Here is a 19,979-nt window from a genome sequence, read left to right on the forward strand (position 1 = left end):
CGGGACCGCTCGGGCGCTCAAGGCACCAATAGCCCTTGGGTGGTGTGGATCAGGAAGGGAACCCTGTCGTTCACCCGATCGATCGGCATATATGAGAACGAACAAGCGCTCCCGGTGCAGGGACGCCCATAAGCGTCGGTGCTGCCTCCCTTGAGAATGCCATAGGCGACGATCTCGTACGAGCCGTTCGGGTATGAGAATACAGGCGCCCCGCTGTCGCCGCCGAAGGCGATCACCTGCTGGCTCGATCCGCTGACCTTCACGAAGCTCGAATAACTCACGCCTCGATCATCGGTGCCCGACACCGAGCTTGACTGGACGGTGCCGCAGGTGAAGCCGGTCGTCATGCCGCTCTTGCACACGGGCATTCCGATATAGTGGTTCGAGTTGTAGGACGACTGCTTGAGCGTACCCCGGGTGGTGAAATAGCCATCTCCATAGAAGCCCGGAACCGTGTTCACGTAGGACGGGTAATCGGTCACCGCCTTGGAGTTCTGGAAATAGACCCAGTACCCGGTGCTAAGGCCGACCACCGGATGATAACGGAAATCATAGAGGTCGCCATAACGCGTCTCCGTTGCGGCCGGCAGTTGCACCAGGTGGCTACCATCGGACCCGACCACGTAGGGCGGGTTCGTCCGGCAGTGGGCGGCGGTCAGGATCGAGTCCCGGCCGTTGCTGTCCCTTCCGGCGAAACCGTAACTACAGGTCGCGCGCCCGGTCGAGTCGACCAGCTCCCATCCGCCATAGACCGCATCGCCTGGCCGCACGTTGGTCTGGAAGGTTTGTAGAATCGGCCCCACCTCGACCTTCACGGCCGAGCGCAACGTCGGGGGGATCAAGCCCCGGGCCGTCTGAGCAGCCGCTTGGTCTTTCACCGTGACGACATAATTCTGGCTTCTCGGCTCGAAATACGTCTCGAAGGGAAGCTTGGCGGCGGTGATGGCCTTCAAGATCGCATCCAGGTCCTGCTGCGCCGCCGCGAGCGATTTGGTCGCGTTGCGCAGCTGCACATAGCGCCGCAGCTTCGCCGGAATCTGATCCAGGAACGCCTTGCGCTCGTCCTGGCCGGTGAATGCGACGATGATCTTGAACGTCGGCGTGTGCTCCACCCACAGGCCCGCGAAGCCGTCCGGATCGCTGGCGACCGCGACGTCCACGATTTGCTGGACATCGCGGAGGACGTCGACACGCTCTGCCGCCTCCGCGGCCGAGATACCGTATTGCTGGGCTAGGTACTCGACCTGGAGGTCCTTGCCCGACCCCTTGGAGTTTTGCGGTGTCGGGAGTGGGGGAGCCTTCATCTCCTGCGCCGCGAGCGGCGTGGTGCAGAGAAGGGCCGAAATGACGGTAAGCAACGTACGCATGCATTCTCCTGATGACGATCATCTACAGCATGGACGGCCCGACCGTTGCGGCGGACCACCCAAGCCCGACTCACCATGAGTGCGGAACAAAGGGTGAACGATTTAGAATCCTACATTGCAAGCCCTTTTTGCAGGTCCGACCTGCGCTTCTCTGAAACGAGGGCGTATGAGAAAGCCCGCCTCGCTGTCGGCGTAAAGCGGGCGGCGAGGCGGGCTTTTCCCAGAATTTGTTCCCAATTCACTTTTCCCGAAATGGCTCGACCTCGACGGGAAATCGAGAAAGGATCAGGCGGCTTCCAAGGTCGGGATACGCGCGATGATATCGGCATCCTTCACGGCCTGCACGCGCAGGTCGTAATTGCGCTGCATGTTCACCCACATTTCGGGCGTGGTGCCGGTGAGCTTGCCGATCCGAAGCGCCATAGTCGGGGTGACATCCTGCTTTTCAGCGAGGATATCGTAGAGGGTCTGCCGCGACACCTCGATCAGCCTGGCGATCTCCGCCTTGGGCTTGTTGAGCGCGGGCAGAATGTCCTCCCGCAGCAGCTCACCGGGGTGCATCGGGGCAAGGCCGGATACGAGCTGGTTCATCATCTGTCTCCTGTCCGGGCCGATCCCGGATCATCATGCGTCTCTGTGTAAGTCCTATGTGTAAACTAAAGCCTTACATGTCAAGCAATGACTGACAGATTTTTAGGAGGGGGGACACCCTCCTAGTGATAGTCCTCGATGTTCACGTCGATCGCATCGCCGTCATCCCAAGCCCATGTGACCCGGTAATTGCCGCTGGCATCGACCGCATATCGTTTGGGCTTGGTGCTCAACCCATGAAAGCGAAAGCCCGGAACATTCATGTCCTCGGGCTTCGTGGCAGCATCCAGCGTGAGCAGGATGCGGCGAACGCGGTTGTGGTTCTGGACGGGAAGTTTTGAGCCATCTCCCTTGGTGGCGAAGGCTTCGAGCGCCTTGCTGGTGTATGTTTTAATCATAGACACATTGTAAGGCATTTCCTGACATTTGTCAAGCATTACCTTACACTCTGCCGAAAACGATTCTTCGACAGCGACCCTACCGCCCGAACCCGACATCCGGCCCGTCACGTCCACGCTGACGGTCTAGCTCCTGCTCTCGCTGCCGATCGCGCCCACGCTGCCCCGATTGGTCCAGCTCAATCGCCGGCACCTGGTCGCGCTGGGGTGACTGGTCGAGCGCCGGCACCGCCCCGAACCCGCCCTCGCTGCTGGTCTGTAGCCCCGATCGCATCGCCCGCGCTGCGCCCTGGACCAAGCTGGACATGCCCTGCATCGCTAGATCGGCACGCTCGCGGAGTTGGTGGGACCACTCCCGTATCCGCTCCTGACCACGCTCGATGTAGAAGCCCAGCCCCCGCTTCTCCATGATCGCCTCGTTCATCTGCCCGCGCGGGGTAACGGCGTGCGGCTCCTTGCCGGCCGCGATCTGCTCGGCCGACGCGCGCCGCTCGATCGCGGCCGACGCATGGCCCATCTTCACGGTCGGTTCGATATCCAGCCCCTGACGCTCGTAACTGCGGTGATCGACCCGCTCGGCTACCTGGGCGTGTTCCAGCGCGCTGTTGACCATCCCGGCCCACCGCTCGCGGATCGCCTCCACCTCCACCGAGGCCGTCGAGCGCTCGTACGACCAGTCTCAGAACCGAAAACTTCCCGCACCGCCCGCGCCCTCGTCAAAGACGATAAGCATCCCGGCTACGGCCAAACGGGCAAGGCGGCCCTCAGGCCACGCTTACAGCTTGTCTTGCTCGCAATCAGCGTAGATTCCTGCTCACGCTTGGTGAGAACGGGCGACCGCGCGTGCTCGCGCTCAACGACGCTGTGCTCGCATTCAGCGTAGCTTGCTCGATATCGGTGCCCTCATGCTCACATTGGGGTCACGACACGAAAGTGAGTTTTGCGTACGCTAGGAGCGAACAGAACGTGTCCGTAAACCCGTTGCGCGCCGATCTTGTCCGGCAAGCCGTCAAAACCGTGCGCTGCCGGACACTCTGACGCTGACCGGCATACCAGCGTTTGACGGCGACGGCAGGAACCGCCCAAATCCTGCCGTTCAGTAAATCGTCTCGGCGTTTCGAAACCGGCCATTTGCCGTGCAGAAATATTCCCGCTTTCCCATGTACGACGGGCTGTTTTGAGAAAACTCAATCGGGAACAGATTTCGAGAAAGTAGCTCCCCTAGGCGCATCAAGAGAACGATCCTGCCCAGCTTTCTCGCTGCGCCTTCCCAATCGGGAATAGGCGGCGAGCAGACAGCATTATTGCGGAGCCGATCATACGTGTTAGGCGTGTACGCATGACCAATACATACATGGCACTGGCGCTATCGTTAGCAGGACAGTCTCTTGGCTATCCCGTTTATGTTCATGTCGAAGAGGGGGTATGCCATTTTCAAATCCAAGATATGGTCATGTCGAAAGAGCGAGAAGTTCGCGATTGGTTAAGAGAATTGCCAGATAAGCAACGGAAAATCGATTTGGTTTCAGACGACAAGCGGGCAGCTAGTTGCGTTCGTAAGGCTGAAGCGATCGTGCGGCGATCTGGGTTCTTCCATATCGCTGTGCGCCGAGGTACAATGAACGACTACCCAGATGGCTTGCGGCCGGGAAAGTAAAAGCGACATATCGAAGGCTGCCGCCGCAACGGGAGGGATAGTCACTTTCCCATTTCTCGATCCCATGCGAGACGGGATCGCTATGCTTTGGGGTGTCATTCCGCCCCCAACCGGACCCGGCTACCAGCGGCACGTTTTTCAACAGCCCCTAGGGTTTCCAAGAGATAGCACATTCATTTGTAAACAGCGGAAGAGCCGTGCCGACCGGTGTCGCCCGGCTCCTCTATTTCTAACGCCGCGGCGTCCGCTCAGTGGCGCGCTCGGCCTGCAAACAGAGTTGCCAAGGAATTTGAACAGCGGGACGCGTGGATTGTCGGCTGCGTAGCCAGCTGCGAGCGATTGGACGCAATGGAAGAGTGCGCAGTCGCGCCGAGGGGCGTGTGGCATTCGTTCACTTCAGATTGGAGGGGTGTTCGCCGGCCGTGCGTAATGGATGTGAGGACGGCGGAGGAATGACCATGGACATGGATTTAGACAGCGCGTTGCGCCGCCTTGGCGAGCAACCGCTTGATCCCCGGCTCGCTGAACTGGAAGGCGAAGTCATGCGACTGATCGCGGCGGAGCGCCGCGCGGGTGGCGTAGTGGCGCTGCGATCCGGCATGCTGGCAGCGCTAGGCGCAGTCGCCTTGGGAGTGGTGGGCGGCGGATTGTCGTCCACAGCGGCGACTGCGCAGGTGCCGACGCTAACACCCTTCGGGCCTGCCATGCCGCTAGCGCCTTCGACCTTGCTCGCGTTCCAGTGACGAGCGGCGCCCGGAGGGCGATGCTGATCGCCATCATCGCGTTCGTGGCGGCGGTCGCAGGCGTTTGGGCTGGACGTGAGTTGTTCCCGTCCCCGCCAAGCCCGGGCGTTGAGCTTCACAGCTTGCTCCACGACGGGCTCGAGCTAGACGAAGCTCAACGGACTAAGCTCCAGGCGCTGGAGTCTCACTTCGCCGTTCGAAGGCGTGCCTTGGAGCTGGAGCTCAGAGCCGACAACGCCCGGCTCGCCGCCGCCATCGAGGCCGAACATGGTAACGGGCCGCAGGTCGCGGCGGCCGTCGATCGTTCGCACGGCGCGATGGGTGAGCTCCAAAAGGAGACGTTGAACCATATGTTCGCGATGCGGCAGATCCTGCGGCCGGATCAGACGACGGCGTTCGACCGCGCGGTGGTGAAGGCGCTGACCGCAGACGCGCGGTGAGCCTCGATCTCGCGGCCTGCACGGACGGCGAACTCGCCGCCTTGACGCTCGGCGGACGTCAGGCTGCGTTCGCTGAGATCATGCGGCGGCACCAAAAACCGGTCTACCGCCTGATCCGCTCGCATATCGGCGACGCCGAAGAGGCGCTTGACCTCACTCAGGAATGCTTCGTGGCCGCCTTTCAGAACTTGCGAAAGTATGACGGAGAGCGACCGCTCGCTGCGTGGCTGACCCGCGTGGCGATCAACAAGAGCCGCGACTGGCACAGGCGGCGGCGCATACGCCAGATACTATCGTTCGCCTCTTCGCTGCCGCCCGAGACCATGGAGAGTGGGCGGGACGAGGCGCCAGGTGCCGACGCGGTAACCTTCGATCGCGCAGAGCTTGCGCGGCTTTCGCGCGCGGTGTCCGAGCTGCCGGCCACGCTCAAGGAGACGCTTTTGCTGCGGACCGTGGAGGGCTTGTCCCAGGCGGAAACCGCCGCCGCGCTGGGGATCAGCGGAAAGGCCGTGGAGACGCGGCTCCGGCGTGCGCGTGAAAGATTATCGAAAATTCTCGACTTCGCGTGAGGGGATGAGCCTATTTGCGCGTAATGAAAGATAAGGTCGGCGGCCCCCCCCCCCCCGCCGCCGGCCGCAAGCATTGAACTGGAGCGAAGGAAAGGCATGAGCCGCAATCTAAACCGGCGCGACGTAATGCGCGGAACCGCCATGCTTGGCGGCACGCTGGCCATGTCGGCCTACCTGCCGGCTTGGGCGCAACCTGTGTCGCGCGGCATCGCCAGGCCCCTGCCGACCGTGTCGGGCACAAACATCGCGCTGACGATCGACAGGATGAAGCTCGTCATGGACGGGATCACGACGCCCGCGATCGGGGTAAACGGCACGGTCCCGGCACCACTCGTCCGCCTCAAAGAGGGCCAGAAGGTCCGCCTTGCGGTGACCAACAACCTCGACGAAGATAGCTCGATCCACTGGCACGGGCTCATTCTGCCGTTCCAAATGGACGGCGTACCCGGGATCAGCTTCCCCGGCATCAAGGCGCGTTCGACCTTTGTGTACGAGTTCCCGATCTTGCAGTCCGGCACCTACTGGTATCACAGCCACTCGGGCGAGCAGGAGCAGGCAGGACTCTACGGACCCATCGTGATTGATCCGGCGGGTGCCGACCCAGTCGCGTTCGACCGCGAGCATGTGATCGTCCTCTCCGACCATAGCGAAATGACGGGCGAGGAAATCTTTCGCAAGCTCAAGCAGATGGGCGGCGCCTATTTCAACTATCAACGCCCGACGCTGAGTGGGCTGCTGGCCGGCCGCGAAATGCGCCTTAAGGATCGCCTCGATTGGGGGCAGATGCGGATGGACCCGGCGGACATCGCGGACGTCACTGGTTCGACCTACACCTTCCTGGTCAATGGCTTTGGACCTTACGACAACTGGACGGGTCTCTTCCGACCGGGCGAGCGGGTTCGGCTGCGCATCGTCAATGCCGCGGCGCAGACGAACTTCAACGTGCGCATCCCTGACCTGCCGATGACGGTGGTGCAGGCCGACGGCCAGAACGTCCGGCCGGTAACCGTGGACGAATTCCAGATCGGCGTCGCGGAAACCTTCGACGTGATCGTGACGCCCGAGGACCGCGCCTACAGCTTCGTTTCCGAGGCGATCGACCGATCCGGCATGGGGCGCGCGACACTGGCCCCGCGCGAGGGCATGATCGCCCCGGTCCCGCCGCTCCGCCCACGCACGTTGCTGACCATGACCGACATGGGCATGGACATGAGCGGGATGGAGGGGATGTCCGGTATGGCGGACGAGAACCCGGTCGCAAAGCGCGGGCCGGATCCCACGTTGATGCAGAATGCCTCGCGCAACCTGTGGAAGCTCACCGGGTGGAAAGAGCCCACCGATCACGGAACGAAGGCGATAGGCGCTGCGATGGCCAGCATGGCTGGGATGGGGGGCGACCAGATGAGCGGCGCTATGCCTGGGATGGACCATAGCCAAATGGCGGCGGGCGCTGCCGGGATGGCGGGCATGGACCATGGTCAGATGAGCAGCGGCGGCATGGACGGGATGGATCATGGGTCAGGCGGCAGCATGGACATGAACATGCGCAACCCCAAGAACGCGCCCGGCGTCAAGATGGGGCCGGGAGTGCAGACCATCTCGCCGATGCCGAAGGACCGCACGGGCGAGCCGCCGCAGGGGCTGGAGGATGCGGATCATCGCGTGCTCACCTATCGCGACCTTGTCGCGCTGGACCGCAACCCGGACGTTCGCGCCCCGTCGCGTCAGTTGGAGATCCACCTCACGGGCAATATGGAGCGCTACATGTGGGGCTTTGACGGCCAGAAGATGAGCGACCCTGCCGACCCCATCCCGTTCCGCAAGGACGAGCGCGCGCGCGTTACCCTGGTCAATGACACGATGATGCCGCACCCCATCCATTTGCACGGCCACTTCTTCGAGTTGGTGACCGGACATGGCGACTTTGGGCCTCGCAAGCACACTGTGAATGTGGCGCCAGGCGGTAAGATGACATTCGACGTAACGGCCGATGCGCCCGGCGACTGGGCGTTCCACTGCCACAATCTCTATCACATGACCGCGGGGATGATGCGTGTCGTGACGGTTCGCCCGATGGGCGAGGAGAATCGCGATGCAGCCTAAGTTCCTCCTGATCGCCGGCGGCGCGGCGCTTGGCCTCGCAACGCCGGCGGCCGCGCAGATGGACCATTCCAACATGCCCGGCATGAAGATGCCGCCGCCAAAGGCGCCAGCGGTAAAAAAGCCTGCCGCCAAGAAGCCCTCAGCGACCAAGCCCGCCGTGCACAAGGAGTCCGCGAAGCCTGCCGCCAGGTCGACACCGCGCGCGAAGGCGGGATTGGGGGCCAAGCCTGCCGCAAGTCGGTCCGCCAAGCCTCCGGTCGGTGGACCGGCTGTTGCTGATCCTCACGCCGGTCATGACATGTCCGCCATGCCCGGTATGAATATGCCTGAAGCCAAACCTGATGCCAGTTCGGGGCACGACATGTCCGCGATGCCAGGTGCGTCCGGCGGCGCCAACCCCGCTGAGCCAGGTGCTATGCAAGGCATGGACCATGGATCGATGCCGGGAATGGGCCAAAGTTCGGGCGCGATGCAAGGCATGCCGGGACACGGCATGGGAAGCATGCCCTCAGCCACGGGCGCGGCGATGATCGGCACCAACCTTCAGGCCGGCACCGCTCCGCCGCCGCCCATCCCGACCGATCGGGCCGCGGACCAGGTCTACTCTGCCGCTGCTATGGCGCATTCGCAGCAGCATCTGCGGTCGATGCACGGCGGGCAGAATTTCTCCCAGGTCATATTCAATCTGGCTGAAGTCCAGATCCGGGACGGTCGCGATGGTTACCGGTGGGACGGCAGTGCCTGGTATGGGGGTGATATCAACCGGCTGGTGCTCAAGACCGAGGGCGAAGGGAATATCGGGGGAAGTCTGGAAGCGGCGGAGGTACAGGCGCTTTATTCGCGCGCCATTGGCCCATACACCGATATACAGCTTGGCGTCCGCTACGATTTCAAGCCCAACCCCTCGCGCGTCTATGCGTCGGTCGGCTTCGAAACGCTGGCACCCGGCTTCTTCGATGTCGAGGGCGCACTGTTCCTGTCCAACAAGGGCGACCTGCTGGGGCGCCTGGAAGGTTATTACGATCAGCGGATCACGCAGCGGCTGGTTCTTCAGCCACGCGCCGAACTCAACTTCGCCGCGCAGGACGTGCCGGAAATCGGCATCGGCTCAGGCCTTTCCACGGCCGAACTCGGTCTGCGTCTCCGCTACGAGATCAGGCGCGAGTTCGCGCCCTATGTGGGCATATCGTACGACCGCAGCTTCGGGGACACAGCCCGCTTCGCGCGCGCCGAAGGCCAGGGCGCGGCGTCGACCAGCCTCGTTCTGGGCATTCGCACATGGTTCTAAGGCCAACTAGTCTTGTTGCGTTGGCCAAGGCCAAGAAGGAGAAATCGATGTTCAAGGCAGTAACGCTTCTGGCTCTGGCCGCGATGTCGGCGAGCCCCGCTTTGGCTCAGCAGGGCATGGACCACTCGAAAATGCAAGGCATGAACCACGACAACATGCCTGGCATGAACACGCCCTTCATGCCCGCCGAAATGGCGATGCATGAAAAGATGATGAAGGCCAAGGGCGCTAATGCGAGCGAGACGTGGGTCCGCAAGATGATCGAGCATCACCGCGGTGCGATCGCCATGTCGCAGATCGTTCTCCGGGAGTCGCCCGATGCGAAGACCCGGCAAATGGCTCAGAAATCGATTGCCGAGCAGAACAAGAGCATCGGTGAACTCCAGGCGATGCTCCGGTCGATGGGCAAGCGTCCTCAGTAATAAGCCTCATTCCTCCCGCCCCCAGCGAGCAACGGGAGGAATGACCAAGGAGATTTTTCCATGAAGTCAGCGTTGCGATTTGCGCTTACTGCCGCAGCCTTGTTGGTTCCGGTTGCCGCCAGCGCGGCTACCCCGATCGTTATGCACCGCGACCCCGGCTGCGGCTGTTGCGCCAAGTGGGCGGCGCAGGTGCAGCAGCAGCTCGGCCGGCAGGTGCGCGTCGTCGATGATTCTAACCGCCCGGCGCTGCAGAAGCGCGCGGGCGTTCCCGCGGACCTCTCGTCCTGCCACACCGCGATCGCCGATGGCATGGCTTTCGAGGGCCACGTGCCGATCGCCGACATGAAGCGGGCTCTTGCGACCCGGCCCAAGGGCGTGCGGGGCCTGGCGGTCGGCGGTATGCCGCTCGGCTCGCCGGGAATGGAAGTGCCGGGCGTCAAGGCGCAGGCCTATGACGTGGTCGCCTTCGGCACCGGCGGACGCCGCTTGTTCGCCCGCCACGGCAGCTGATCGGCGATTTTTCTGGTTAGGGCCGGCAGGACGCGCCTGCCGCTGCCAGCGTGACTCCTCCATCCAGTTCGCGTCGAAGCAGACGAAAAGTCTCACGGAAAGAGCTAGTGGGCGGGTGAGGGGAGAAGGCCGGGCGTGCGTAAACGGGAATGGATGAACACGGATCAAGGGGTCAGGTGATGGGCGGCAAACGAGGCGGGACCTTCGCTATACTTCTTGCGGTTGCAATATCAGTCAGCACGTCGGCATCGGCGCACGAAGATCACAATGCGCTCGGGGCGGGTCCCGGGCCGGTCGCTAACAGCGCAGCCGAGACGCAGAAAGCAGATGGGGCGGACGCTGGCGACGGCCACATGGGCATGGGCTCTATGTCGACTGTGGACATGAACATGGGTGGCCGCGACATCGCCGGCGACGACATGGACATGGGCGGCATGCACGAGGAGACCGCCAACAAGAACAAGAGTTTCGGCGAACGGCTTGTGAGCTGGCTGGGCCGGCTGCACACCATGGTCATTCATTTTCCCATCGCCATGTTCATCGGCGCGTTCGGGTTAGAGCTGTTCGGGTTATGGCGCCGCAACCGGGACTATCAGCATGTCGCACACATAATGCTGGTGGTCGGCGCGCTGGGAGCGATCGCAGCGGCGTTCCTGGGCTGGTTCGCAGGCGGGTTCTACCTGACCGACCGCAACCCTATCCTGATGACGCATCGCTGGCTCGGAACATCGATCGCGGTCTTCGGCGTCGTGCTGGCTTGGATGGCAGCCCGCCACCGCAAGGGTCCCGAGCGGTCGCGGTCGTTGTATTGGGTGGTGCTTGGCCTGATGACGCTCGCGATCTCAATTCAGGGGTTCCTCGGCGGAACCTTCATGCATGGCGGAATAAACCACTTGGCGTTCTGAGGGGCCCGACGCTTAGTAGCCGCTCGCGTGTTGGCGCGGTTCGAAGGAGAATGCGGCAGCGCCGACCTTCGTGCCGTAGGATGCCGCCAGCGATCCCGGCTCCGCTCGGGCGTGTCGAGGAACCCCGACCCTGATAATAGCACACTGTCTCGATGCACTCGCGCGCGAGCCACGGGATCGTGGTACGGGATCATCGAACGGAGAAAGGCCGTGTCGCCGATCGTCGTGTGGATACGAATAAGCGCGAAGCAGCCGAAGAAGATGACAAGCGAGCCGGCGATCAGCGCTTTGTTGGCGGTGTTCGCTCGTCGCACCGCCAGTGGCTCCCGCTACGTCGGCGGTACGCTCCGAGCGGAATACAGCCCGGCGAGGGCGGATGACAATCCACTGTCGCGGTCGCGCAACAGGTTATGAATTGCGGTCGCAGCGATCGCCGCTTGTCCGGCTGCGACGCTGATCTGATCGAGCCCTTCCACGACGTCGCCGACTGCGTAGAGACCCTTAACCGAGGTTTGTTGGTGGGCATTGGTTAGCACGCACCCGGATTCGCTGAGCTGTGCTCCGAGCAAAGAGGCAAGCCGCGTCCGAGGTGATGAGCCGAGTGCGGGGTAAAGCGTGTCGAATTGTAGCTCCAGGCCATTGGCCAGCCTCACCTCGACACACTCGCCAAGACGCAACTGCCCGACAGGCGAGGGGGCGACATCAATGCCCTGCTGGTCCAGCTTGGCAAGTTCGGTCGGCCCAAGATCGAGCGAGCGTTCGGCCAGAAGCGTGACCTTGGCCCCATAAGCCCTCAGGAATTCGGCTTCTTCAGCACCATGACCATCGCCGCCGAGCACCGCCACGTTCATGCGCCGGGCCTCATAACCATCGCAGATCGGGCAATAGCGGAGAAGCCCACGCGCCACGCCGATGTCATGCATCGCATCAGGCATCTCGGGACGCCGGTTGACGACGCCCGTCGCAAGGACAACGGTCCGCGCATACAGGACGTTCAGTTCGCAGCTTGCCGAGAAGTGGTCGCCTGACGCGACGATTGCGTCAATCTCACCTCTCTGGACCGTACCGCCATATTCGCGCAGCTGAGCCTGCAAACGGGCAAGAAACGTGACGCCGGAAATGCCGCCGGGAAATCCTGGCAGGTTGTGCGAGCGCGGGATGGACGCGGCGCGTCCTGCCGCCGCATCGTAGACGACGCAGCTCCTGAGAAACCGCGACAGATAGATCGCGGTCATGAGGCCCGCTGGACCACCGCCCACTATCAGACAGTCGATGACCTCCTCAGGATCTCCAGTCCAGCCCTGATCGGTCAACCGCAACCTCATCATTACCCCGCGCATGCGCCTATCAGGCCCTCGGCACAGTTGGTTTAAGGGGAGACGCAGTGAAAAAGCGCTCCATGCTCCCTTCTGAATACGCGCTGCCACCGCCGACCCCTCATCGAGAGCGGTGCGTCGGCACGAAAAAAGATCGTGAGGGGTGACCCGTCCAGCTGCGTAATACAGGTGAGCCCAATTGAAATGGAGATTACCTAAATGCGCCGCTTGTTCATCACGACTGCCGCCGCCGCCCTGTTCTTCGTAGGCGGCGTGGCGAACGCGCATCCGAAGCTGGTGTCCGCCAGTCCCGCTGCCAACGCGGCGGTCGCGACCCCCGAGAAGATCAGCCTCCAGTTCAGCGAGAAGCTCGTGCCGGCTTTCTCCAAGGCCGACCTTACCATGGCCGCGATGCCTGGCATGGCGGCCATGAAAATGCCCAGCAGCGCCGCAGTCGGCGCCGATGGCCGGACGCTCACCATCACCCCGAAGCAGCGTCTCCCGCGTGGACGCTACAGCGTCGACTGGCAGGTCGTCTCTGGCGACACACATAAAATCACCGGCAGCTACAATTTCACGGTGAAGTGAGCGAATGCTCGACTGGCCGACCGTCGCCATCCGCTTGGCGTTGTACCTGGTCCTGGCGGCGCTGTTCGGCCTGTCGGCCTTCAGCCTCTACGGCCTTCGCCTTGGCGAGCGCGATGATGCAATCGCGCTGCGGCCTTGGCTCACGGCAAGCGCGGCGCTCGGGTTGCTTCTCTCGGCCGCTGGCCTGATCCTCATGGCCTCGGCGATGGCCGGATCTCCGTTCTGGCCGATCGATCAGGCTGCTGCGGCCGCGCTGCTCGGAGGGTCGGCGGTTGGCACCGCCTGGAAGGTGCGTATGGTGGCGCTCGTCATCGCCGGCGGTGCAGCCCTGCTGGCGCGAGGCAGAGCATCATGGCTGGCTATGGCCATGATTGCGGCAGCCGCGGCATTGGCGACACTCGCGTGGAACGGGCATGGTGCCGCGAGCGAGGGAAGCACGGGATGGCTTCACCTCACTGCGGACATCCTCCATCTCCTTGCTGCCGGTCTGTGGGTCGGGGCGCTGTTCGGATTGCTTCTCCTGATGGCGCGGCGCGCCGAGGAGATCGATGCTGCGCACCTTCGGCTGACCCATCGCGCCCTGCACGGGTTTGGCTCCGTTGGTACGCTCGTTGTTGTTACCCTGGTGGTAACTGGTTTGATCAATAGTTGGCTGCTCGTCGGGCCGACCAATTTTATGGCTCTGGGAACGACACTTTACGGCCTGTTGCTGCTCGCCAAGCTAGCCCTGTTCGCCGGGATGCTGGGGCTCGCTTCGCTCAATCGGTTTCGCCTCACGCCGGCCTTTGAGCGCTCGATTGCCATGAACGACCATGGCGGGGCGCTTACGGCGCTGCGGGTCAGCCTTGCGGTCGAGACAGCCTGCGTGATCGGCATCCTGGCGCTCGTGGCATGGCTAGGCACCCTCGCGCCACCCGCGTCGGGCATGTAAGCGCTATGGACCAACCGTCCACGCAAGCGCCGCTCAGGCCTTCCACCTTCTTTTACCCACTTACGCGGCTTAACCCTCGCCTCCCAAGACACCCCCCGCTTGGACTGAGCTTACGTGTCCGACGCCCTAAGTCGCCCACAGGCGCTTGCGGGAAGGCCGCGTCGCGCTGCAAAGCTGGGCGTGCGAGAGGGTTGGTCCGGGTGGGCCTGTCAGTGTTTTCAGAGATGAATGAACAAGGGTGGCAAAGTCATGACCGATGGCAAACGCAGTGAAGCCGGCAGCGGCCAGGGTGGCGAAGTCGTCCTCATCACGGGCGCGAGCGGCTTCATCGCGGCCGCGTTGATCGCCAAGCTTAGCGAGCGCTATAGGGTCGTCGGCCTCGATCGCGCTGGTCCTCCCGATCCGCCGCCGCCCGCCGCAGCAGTCGACTTCGATCTCGGCTCTGACGAGGCAGTGCGCGCTGCACTTGATGAGGTTCGTGCCCGCTATGGCAACCGCATCGCCTCGGTGATCCATCTCGCCGCCTATTACGATATTACGGGCGATGCCAATCCGCTTTATGACAAGGTCACCGTGCAGGGCACCCGCCGGCTGATTGACGGGCTGCAATCGTTCGAAGTCGGACAATTCGTCTTCGCCAGCACGATGCTCGTTCATAAGCCGACCCCCACACCCTACGAGCGCATCAACGAGGACTCGCCGATCGGCGCGTCCTGGGCCTATCCGCAGTCCAAGGTCGACGCCGAGACATTGCTGCATGAGCGCCACGGAAACATCCCCGTCGTTTATATGCGCGCCGCCGGAGTTTACGACGACGACGGACGCTCGGCTTTTCTCGCGCAGCAGATATCGCAGATTTACGAGCACCGCCTGATCTCGCACTTTTATCCCGGCATGCTGTGTGCGGCGCAGTCATCGGTGCACCGCGACGACTTGGCTGACGCCGTGCTGCGTCTGGTCGATCGGCGGCACGAACTGCCGTCAGAACTGCCGCTGCTCATCGGCGAGCCCGACGCACCCGGCTATGCCGAGATCCAGGACATCGTCGGCGAGGCGCTCCACGGCGAGGGCTGGAAGACGATCCGGATTCCGCAGCCGCTCGCGAAAGCCGGGATCATCCTGCAGAACGAAGCGCTCGGCAGCGACGACTTCATCCAGCCCTGGATGATCGACAGCAGCAACGACCACTATATCCTCGATATTTCACGCGCCCGCTTGCTGCTCGGTTGGGAACCGAAGCATCGCCTCCGGGACACGCTGCCGACGATCGTCGCCGCGCTGAAGCGCCACCCGCGGGCCTGGTATCGGAACAACAAGCTTAACGAGAATCTGGTTGCCTGGCACGATAAGCTAAAGGCCGAACCTGTAGCGCCGGGCCAACAACCCGCAGCGGCAGGCGGTGGAATGGCCGGTATGGATCACGGGGCTGCGGACCATAGCAGCATGGACCATGCTGCCATGGGGCACCGACCTGGCGCGGCGGACATGGCGATGACCGGTCACGGTGCACACGGCGATCACATGGCCATAATGGACCGCGACGAGCGCCGTGCGCGCTGGGCTCTTTACGCAAACATCGGTCTTGGGCTGTGGCTCGCCTCCAGCCCGCTTATCTACGACTCCGTGACCACTCACAGTGTCGGCGAGGCGGCGCGCTTCGTAACTATTGATCGCGGGCTGCCGTCGATCGAGTGGCGGGCGAACGCGCTGGCCATCAGCGATGTCGTCAGCGGCCTCGCCATCGTGCTGTTCGGCGCGCTGTCGCTCGTTCCGCGCACCAAGACATGGGCGCAGTGGGCGGTCGCGTTCGTCGGCATCTGGCTGTTCTTCGCCCCGCTGATCTTCTGGAGCCCGAGCGCCGCTCAGTACAACAACAACCTGCTCATCGGCTCGGCCGTGATCGCCCTGTCGGTGCTCGTGCCGATGATGCCGGGCATGAGCATGGCGGGCATGATGGACCCCAAGAACATCCCGCCCGGCTGGACTTATTCGCCATCCACCGACGCACAGCGGCTGCCGATCGTCGCCATGGGTCTGATCGGCCTTCTCACCTCGCGCATCCTCACCGCCTACCAACTGGGGCATATTGACGGCGTTTGGGAGCCGTTTTTCGCCGGCTCCCTGAGCGATCCACGCAACGGCACCGAGGAGATCATCACCTCGGACATGTCCAAGGCCTGGCCGATTCCCGATGGTGGGCTCGGCACGGTCAGCTATGTCCTCGAGATCCTGATGGCGGTAATGGGCACCCGCGACCGCTGGCGGACCATGCCGTGGATGGTGACCTTCTTCGGCATCCTTGTCATCCCGCTCGGCGTCATCAGCATCTATTTCATCATCAGTCAGCCCATCGTCATCGGCACGTGGAGCACGCTGGCGCTGATCGCCGCGCTCGCCATGCTGATCATGATCCCGTTCGCGCTCGACGAGGTGATTGCGATGGGTCAGTTCCTTCTCTGGGCGCGCCGGCAAGGCAAACCGCTGATCCGCACCTTCTTCCAGGGTGACGCGATAGAGGCGGGAGCGGTGGACGCGTCGGACGCGATGGCCTCGCCAAGCACCTTCTGGGCGGACGCAAAGAAGGGTCTGACCCTGCCATGGACGCTGACTGCGAGCATCGTCATCGGCGTCCTGCTGATGCTCACCCGGGTATTGTTCGGCACGGAAGGCGGGATGGCGAACAGCGATCACGTTGTGGGTGCGCTGGTCATCACGGTCGCGATCATCGCCACAGCGGAGGTTGCCCGCGTGCTGCGGCTGATCAATGTCGCGTTCGGAGCCTGGCTCGTGGCCGCGCCTTTCCTCCTGGACGGCGTTGGTCACCTTGGTGCCGTGGCCTCGGTCGTAGCGGGCATTGCGCTCGTCGGCCTCAGCTTTCCAAGGGGGAAGCGCAGCGCCGAGCATTATGCAGGCTGGGACAAGTACGTGATCTGAAAGTATCCTCGATCACTGCTGGCTCCATTGCGGACCTTGATCGCGCATCGCCCCGTCTCGCGTGCCTTCGTCGCCGCTTTCTTGCGTCGTTCAATCGGGACCGGTTCACGGTCACGATCTGTCGCCGGCGACGATCGCCCGTTGACGCGGCGATGTTCATCATCGGCTGCCTTGGTGATCGCGCCCTCCGCCCAATACTGCTAATGAGAGCTGTTCGCATAGTGCGCGACGAGTAAAGCTTGGAGACGATCACCCATATGCTGTCACTTCGGGTCGCGCTGATTAAGCCTGCACTCGCGCTGGTCGCGTCGCTTATGCTGCTGTTGATTCCCGCTGCGGCGACGGCCGATCCCGGCGACGTGCAAACCGCTTGGCGTCTGCTCGATTATATGGCGGTCGATTATGGCGGTGCGGTCGCCAACGGCGCGGTCACAAGTGCGTCCGAATACGCGGAGATGACGGAGTTCGCCGCAGGCGTGTCCACCCGCCTGCGCGCGCTCCCTGCGACACCTGAGCGGCAATCCCTGATCCAACGGGCTTCGCAGCTCCAAGGCGTGATTGCCCGCAAGGGCTCGGCCCAACAGGTCGCGGCGCTCGCCTACGGGCTCGCCGCCGATCTGCTCAAGGCCTATCCGGTTCCGCTCGCCCCGGACAAGACACCGGACATCTCCACAGCAGGAGCGGTTTTTCGACAATCCTGCGCGTCCTGCCACGGCATGACAGGCAACGGGCACGGTCCCGACGCCGCCAAGCTCGACCCGCCACCGATCGCCTTTACTGATGCCGAGCGAGCGCGCCAGCGCAGCGTGTTCGCGCTCTATCAGGTGATAAGCCAAGGCATCGACGGAACCGCGATGCAGAGCTTCGTCGATCTGTCTAGCGATCAGCGCTGGGCGCTCGCGTTCCGCTCCGGCAGCTTCGCCTCCACCGACGCACAAGCGGTCGAGGGTGAGCGGCTGTGGAAGTCGGACGCGAGCTTGCGGGCACGAATTCCCGACCTGAAAACCCTGGTCGCGCTCACCCCCGCCGCGCTTGCGGGCAGCATCGGGCAGGTGAAAGCCGACGCGGTGCTCGCCTATCTGCGTCGCCACCCCGATCAGGTGATGCAACAAGCCCCAAGCCCGCTCGCCGTGGCGCGCGCCAAGCTTGCGCAAAGCCTCGCCGCGTTCCAGCGCGGCGACCGGCGCGCTGCAAAGGAACTGGCGCTGTCCGCCTACCTCGACGGGTTCGAGCCGATCGAACCGACGCTCTCGGCGCGCGACCCGAACCTCATGTCCCGGATCGAAGGCGCGATGGGAGAATCGCGCCGCTGTGGAGAGCAGCACGTCAGCCGATGACGTGACCGAACGAGTGGCAGTGCTGGGCGGCCTGTTCGATGATGCCGAGGCCGCGCTCGCGCCCGACGCCGCGACGCAGGCGTCCACCTTCTTGGGAGCCTTCACGATCCTGCTGCGCGAAGGGCTGGAAGCTCTCTTGATCGTGGTGGCCATGATTGCGTTCCTCCGCAAAGCGGAGCGGCCGGAAGCCATGCGCTATGTGCATGGTGGCTGGGTCGGCGCGCTCGTCGCCGGCGGGATTACCTGGGCGGTTGCCACCTATGCGATCGGTATAAGCGGCGCGAGCCGGGAACTGACGGAAGGGTTCGGCTCGCTGTTCGCGGCCGTGGTCCTGCTCTCGGTCGGAATCTGGATGCACGGCAAGGCACAAGCTGATCAATGGCAACGCTATATCCGCGAGAAAATGTCACGGGCGCTATCGGGCGGGTCGGGATGGTTCCTGTTCGGGCTCGCATTCCTGGTTGTCTATCGGGAGGTATTCGAGACGATCCTTTTCTACGCCGCGCTCTCGACACAGGGGAACACCGCGATGCTGCTGGCCGGGGCCGGCGCAGCGATCAGCCTTCTCGCCGTCATCGCCTGGGCAATGCTCCGCTACAGCCGGACGCTGCCGATTACGCAGTTCTTCCGCTACAGCTCATGGCTGATGGCCGCTCTGACGGTCGTGCTGGCCGGTAAGGGAGTCGCTGCTCTCCAAGAGGCGGGGATCATCGACATAGCGCCGCTCGCCAGCGTGCCACGTATCTCGATGTTGGGCCTGTTCCCGACATTTCAGTCGGTGCTGGCACAACTCCTGATGCTTGCCGCGATCATGATCGGGTTCGCCTGGAACCGCCGCGCCAAGCCGCGGACGGGCGGGCCGCTAGCCTAGCGGCAGGGCAGGTGACGCCCCTCTCTAAAGCGTTGCTGCCAACCCTGACCGTGCATCGCACCGTCTCACGCGCCTTGGCTCGCAATGTAACGGGAGGGCGGCGGGGAAAGCGCCGCCCTCGGGCCATTTACGCGGCCATCTTGTCGCAAGCGTCGGCGCACTTGCGACACGCGGCGACGCAATCCTCCATGCCGTCCAGCCCTTCGCAGCTCGACGCGCACGCCCGGCAAATCTCGGCGCACTCGCGGCAGATATGCCGGTGGTGCTCGGACTTGCGCGCCATGAAGTCGATCGCGACACTGCAAATCTGAGCACAGTCCAGCATCAGCTTCATGTGCTGAGGCTCGGCGTGTCGCCCGCCCGCCTCCAGGCAGTGATTCATCGCCATGTGAAGGCAGGTGATGTGGCATTCATGGCAGGCGTCCATGCACGCCTTCATCTCGGGATCGATCTGATGCATTGTCTTTCCTTCCATATGCGCCCCCCTCCCCTTGTATATACGCGCTTCTTGGCGCTTTCCCTCGCCGGGGTCGGGACTTCACCGTCCTTGCGGCTCGGACCATGGTCCAAGGTCAACCCTTTTCTTTAGCGCAACGCAGACTCACATGTTCCACTCCGATCGCAAGATCGTCCAGGATCGGGCAATCCGGTCGATCTCCGCCCGCGCAGCGACGCGCCAGATCTTCGAGCGACTTGCGCATCGCTCGGAGCTCGTGCTCCTTGCGCTCCATCTCCGCGGCTCGTGCAAGCGCGAGGGCCTTGACCTCACCACTCGCCCGATCGCCGTCCTGCCACAGCGCGACGAGCTGGCCGATCTCCGAAATTGGAAAGCCCAGATCGCGTGCGCGGCCGATGAAGCGCAACATGTGGACTTCGCGTTCGTCATAGTCGCGGTAGCCGGAATCACGCCGCGTGGCCTTCGGAATGAGGCCGATCGCCTCATAATGGCGGATCATCCGCTGGCTGACGCCCGAAGCTTTGGCCGCCTGTCCTATATTCACGTATCGCC

Annotated in this window: 19 protein-coding genes and 2 pseudogenes; 13 read left to right on the plus strand and 8 right to left on the minus strand. The window is 63.3% G+C overall.

All coding sequences use genetic code 11. From position 1 onward, the window contains the following. Positions 1-17 precede the first annotated feature (17 nt). From COA07_RS16120 to COA07_RS16135, 4 genes are all read right to left on the minus strand, one after another. Positions 18-1,367: a S1 family peptidase gene (locus tag COA07_RS16120; RefSeq protein ID WP_037447533.1), complete on the minus strand. Its 1,350-nt coding sequence runs from the start codon at positions 1,365-1,367 to the stop codon at positions 18-20. Between the two features lie 285 nt (positions 1,368-1,652). Next, the gene (locus COA07_RS16125) at positions 1,653-1,958 is read right to left on the minus strand and encodes a HigA family addiction module antitoxin (protein ID WP_205499322.1); all 306 of its coding nucleotides are present in this window, start codon (positions 1,956-1,958) and stop codon (positions 1,653-1,655) included. Between the two features lie 122 nt (positions 1,959-2,080). Then, entirely contained in the window at positions 2,081-2,356 is a 276-nt protein-coding gene (locus tag COA07_RS16130) for a type II toxin-antitoxin system RelE/ParE family toxin (RefSeq protein ID WP_037447529.1), read from the minus strand. A 79-nt stretch (positions 2,357-2,435) separates the two neighbouring features. Beyond that, positions 2,436-3,005 carry a MobA/MobL family protein gene (locus tag COA07_RS16135; protein WP_051749614.1) on the minus strand — a complete coding sequence of 190 codons (570 nt, stop codon included), beginning with the start codon at positions 3,003-3,005 and terminating at the stop codon, positions 2,436-2,438. 690 nt (positions 3,006-3,695) lie between these two features. Between COA07_RS16135 and COA07_RS18055 the strand changes: the two genes are divergently transcribed. From COA07_RS18055 to COA07_RS16175, 9 genes are all read left to right on the plus strand, one after another. Next, the gene (locus COA07_RS18055) at positions 3,696-4,013 is read left to right on the plus strand and encodes a hypothetical protein (protein WP_125962618.1); all 318 of its coding nucleotides are present in this window, start codon (positions 3,696-3,698) and stop codon (positions 4,011-4,013) included. 452 nt (positions 4,014-4,465) lie between these two features. Continuing rightward, entirely contained in the window at positions 4,466-4,756 is a 291-nt protein-coding gene (locus COA07_RS16140; RefSeq protein WP_231729974.1) for a hypothetical protein, read from the plus strand. 20 nt (positions 4,757-4,776) lie between these two features. Continuing rightward, complete coding sequence (locus tag COA07_RS16145) at positions 4,777-5,196, plus strand: periplasmic heavy metal sensor (protein WP_046407154.1); 420 nt, start codon at positions 4,777-4,779, stop codon at positions 5,194-5,196. Next, a complete protein-coding gene (locus COA07_RS16150) occupies positions 5,193-5,765 on the plus strand; it encodes an RNA polymerase sigma factor (RefSeq protein WP_066713763.1) in 573 nt (190 codons plus the stop codon). The genes COA07_RS16145 and COA07_RS16150 overlap by 4 nt, the downstream gene beginning before the upstream one ends. Positions 5,766-5,861: 96 nt before the next feature. Then, entirely contained in the window at positions 5,862-7,868 is a 2,007-nt protein-coding gene (locus COA07_RS16155) for a copper resistance system multicopper oxidase (protein ID WP_066706728.1), read from the plus strand. Beyond that, positions 7,858-9,156: a copper resistance protein B gene (locus tag COA07_RS16160; RefSeq protein ID WP_066706730.1), complete on the plus strand. Its 1,299-nt coding sequence runs from the start codon at positions 7,858-7,860 to the stop codon at positions 9,154-9,156. The genes COA07_RS16155 and COA07_RS16160 overlap by 11 nt, the downstream gene beginning before the upstream one ends. 47 nt (positions 9,157-9,203) lie before the next feature. Further along, on the plus strand, positions 9,204-9,578 hold the full coding sequence (locus tag COA07_RS16165; RefSeq protein WP_066486611.1) for a DUF305 domain-containing protein: 375 nt from the start codon (positions 9,204-9,206) through the stop codon (positions 9,576-9,578). A 60-nt stretch (positions 9,579-9,638) separates the two neighbouring features. After that, on the plus strand, positions 9,639-10,088 hold the full coding sequence (locus tag COA07_RS16170) for a DUF411 domain-containing protein (protein WP_004212951.1): 450 nt from the start codon (positions 9,639-9,641) through the stop codon (positions 10,086-10,088). 383 nt (positions 10,089-10,471) lie between these two features. Beyond that, entirely contained in the window at positions 10,472-10,993 is a 522-nt protein-coding gene (locus tag COA07_RS16175) for a DUF2231 domain-containing protein (RefSeq protein ID WP_245842209.1), read from the plus strand. Between the two features lie 179 nt (positions 10,994-11,172). On the opposite strand, the pseudogene COA07_RS18645 reads toward COA07_RS16175, so the two are convergent. Then, positions 11,173-11,298 (minus strand): annotated as a pseudogene (locus COA07_RS18645) (DUF305 domain-containing protein); the annotation flags it as partial. A gap of 24 nt (positions 11,299-11,322) precedes the next feature. Further along, positions 11,323-12,306 (minus strand): NAD(P)/FAD-dependent oxidoreductase, encoded by a 984-nt coding sequence (locus COA07_RS16185; protein WP_342747678.1) that lies wholly within the window; start codon positions 12,304-12,306, stop codon positions 11,323-11,325. A 222-nt stretch (positions 12,307-12,528) separates the two neighbouring features. Here COA07_RS16185 and copC point away from each other — a divergent pair, with 222 nt between their 5' ends. The 4 genes and pseudogenes from copC to COA07_RS16205 all read left to right on the plus strand — a co-directional run bounded on the left by copC (position 12,529) and on the right by COA07_RS16205 (position 18,970). Continuing rightward, positions 12,529-12,897: a copper homeostasis periplasmic binding protein CopC gene (gene copC / locus COA07_RS16190; protein WP_007407009.1), complete on the plus strand. Its 369-nt coding sequence runs from the start codon at positions 12,529-12,531 to the stop codon at positions 12,895-12,897. 4 nt (positions 12,898-12,901) lie between these two features. Further along, a complete protein-coding gene (gene copD / locus COA07_RS16195; protein ID WP_066706733.1) occupies positions 12,902-13,828 on the plus strand; it encodes a copper homeostasis membrane protein CopD in 927 nt (308 codons plus the stop codon). Positions 13,829-14,077: 249 nt separating this feature from the next. Beyond that, positions 14,078-16,762 (plus strand): vitamin K epoxide reductase family protein, encoded by a 2,685-nt coding sequence (locus COA07_RS16200; RefSeq protein WP_066706759.1) that lies wholly within the window; start codon positions 14,078-14,080, stop codon positions 16,760-16,762. A gap of 257 nt (positions 16,763-17,019) precedes the next feature. Beyond that, positions 17,020-18,970, plus strand: a pseudogene (locus COA07_RS16205) (FTR1 family protein). 127 nt (positions 18,971-19,097) lie between these two features. Here the strand turns inward: COA07_RS16205 and COA07_RS16210 are convergent. Beyond that, positions 19,098-19,430: a four-helix bundle copper-binding protein gene (locus tag COA07_RS16210; RefSeq protein ID WP_046985870.1), complete on the minus strand. Its 333-nt coding sequence runs from the start codon at positions 19,428-19,430 to the stop codon at positions 19,098-19,100. 112 nt (positions 19,431-19,542) lie between these two features. Next, positions 19,543-19,971 (minus strand): Cu(I)-responsive transcriptional regulator, encoded by a 429-nt coding sequence (cueR, locus tag COA07_RS16215; RefSeq protein ID WP_082731082.1) that lies wholly within the window; start codon positions 19,969-19,971, stop codon positions 19,543-19,545. Positions 19,972-19,979: the final 8 nt, after the last annotated feature.

The sequence above is a fragment of the Sphingomonas adhaesiva genome (assembly GCF_002374855.1).
GTDB classification, from domain to species: Bacteria; Pseudomonadota; Alphaproteobacteria; order Sphingomonadales; family Sphingomonadaceae; genus Sphingomonas; species Sphingomonas adhaesiva.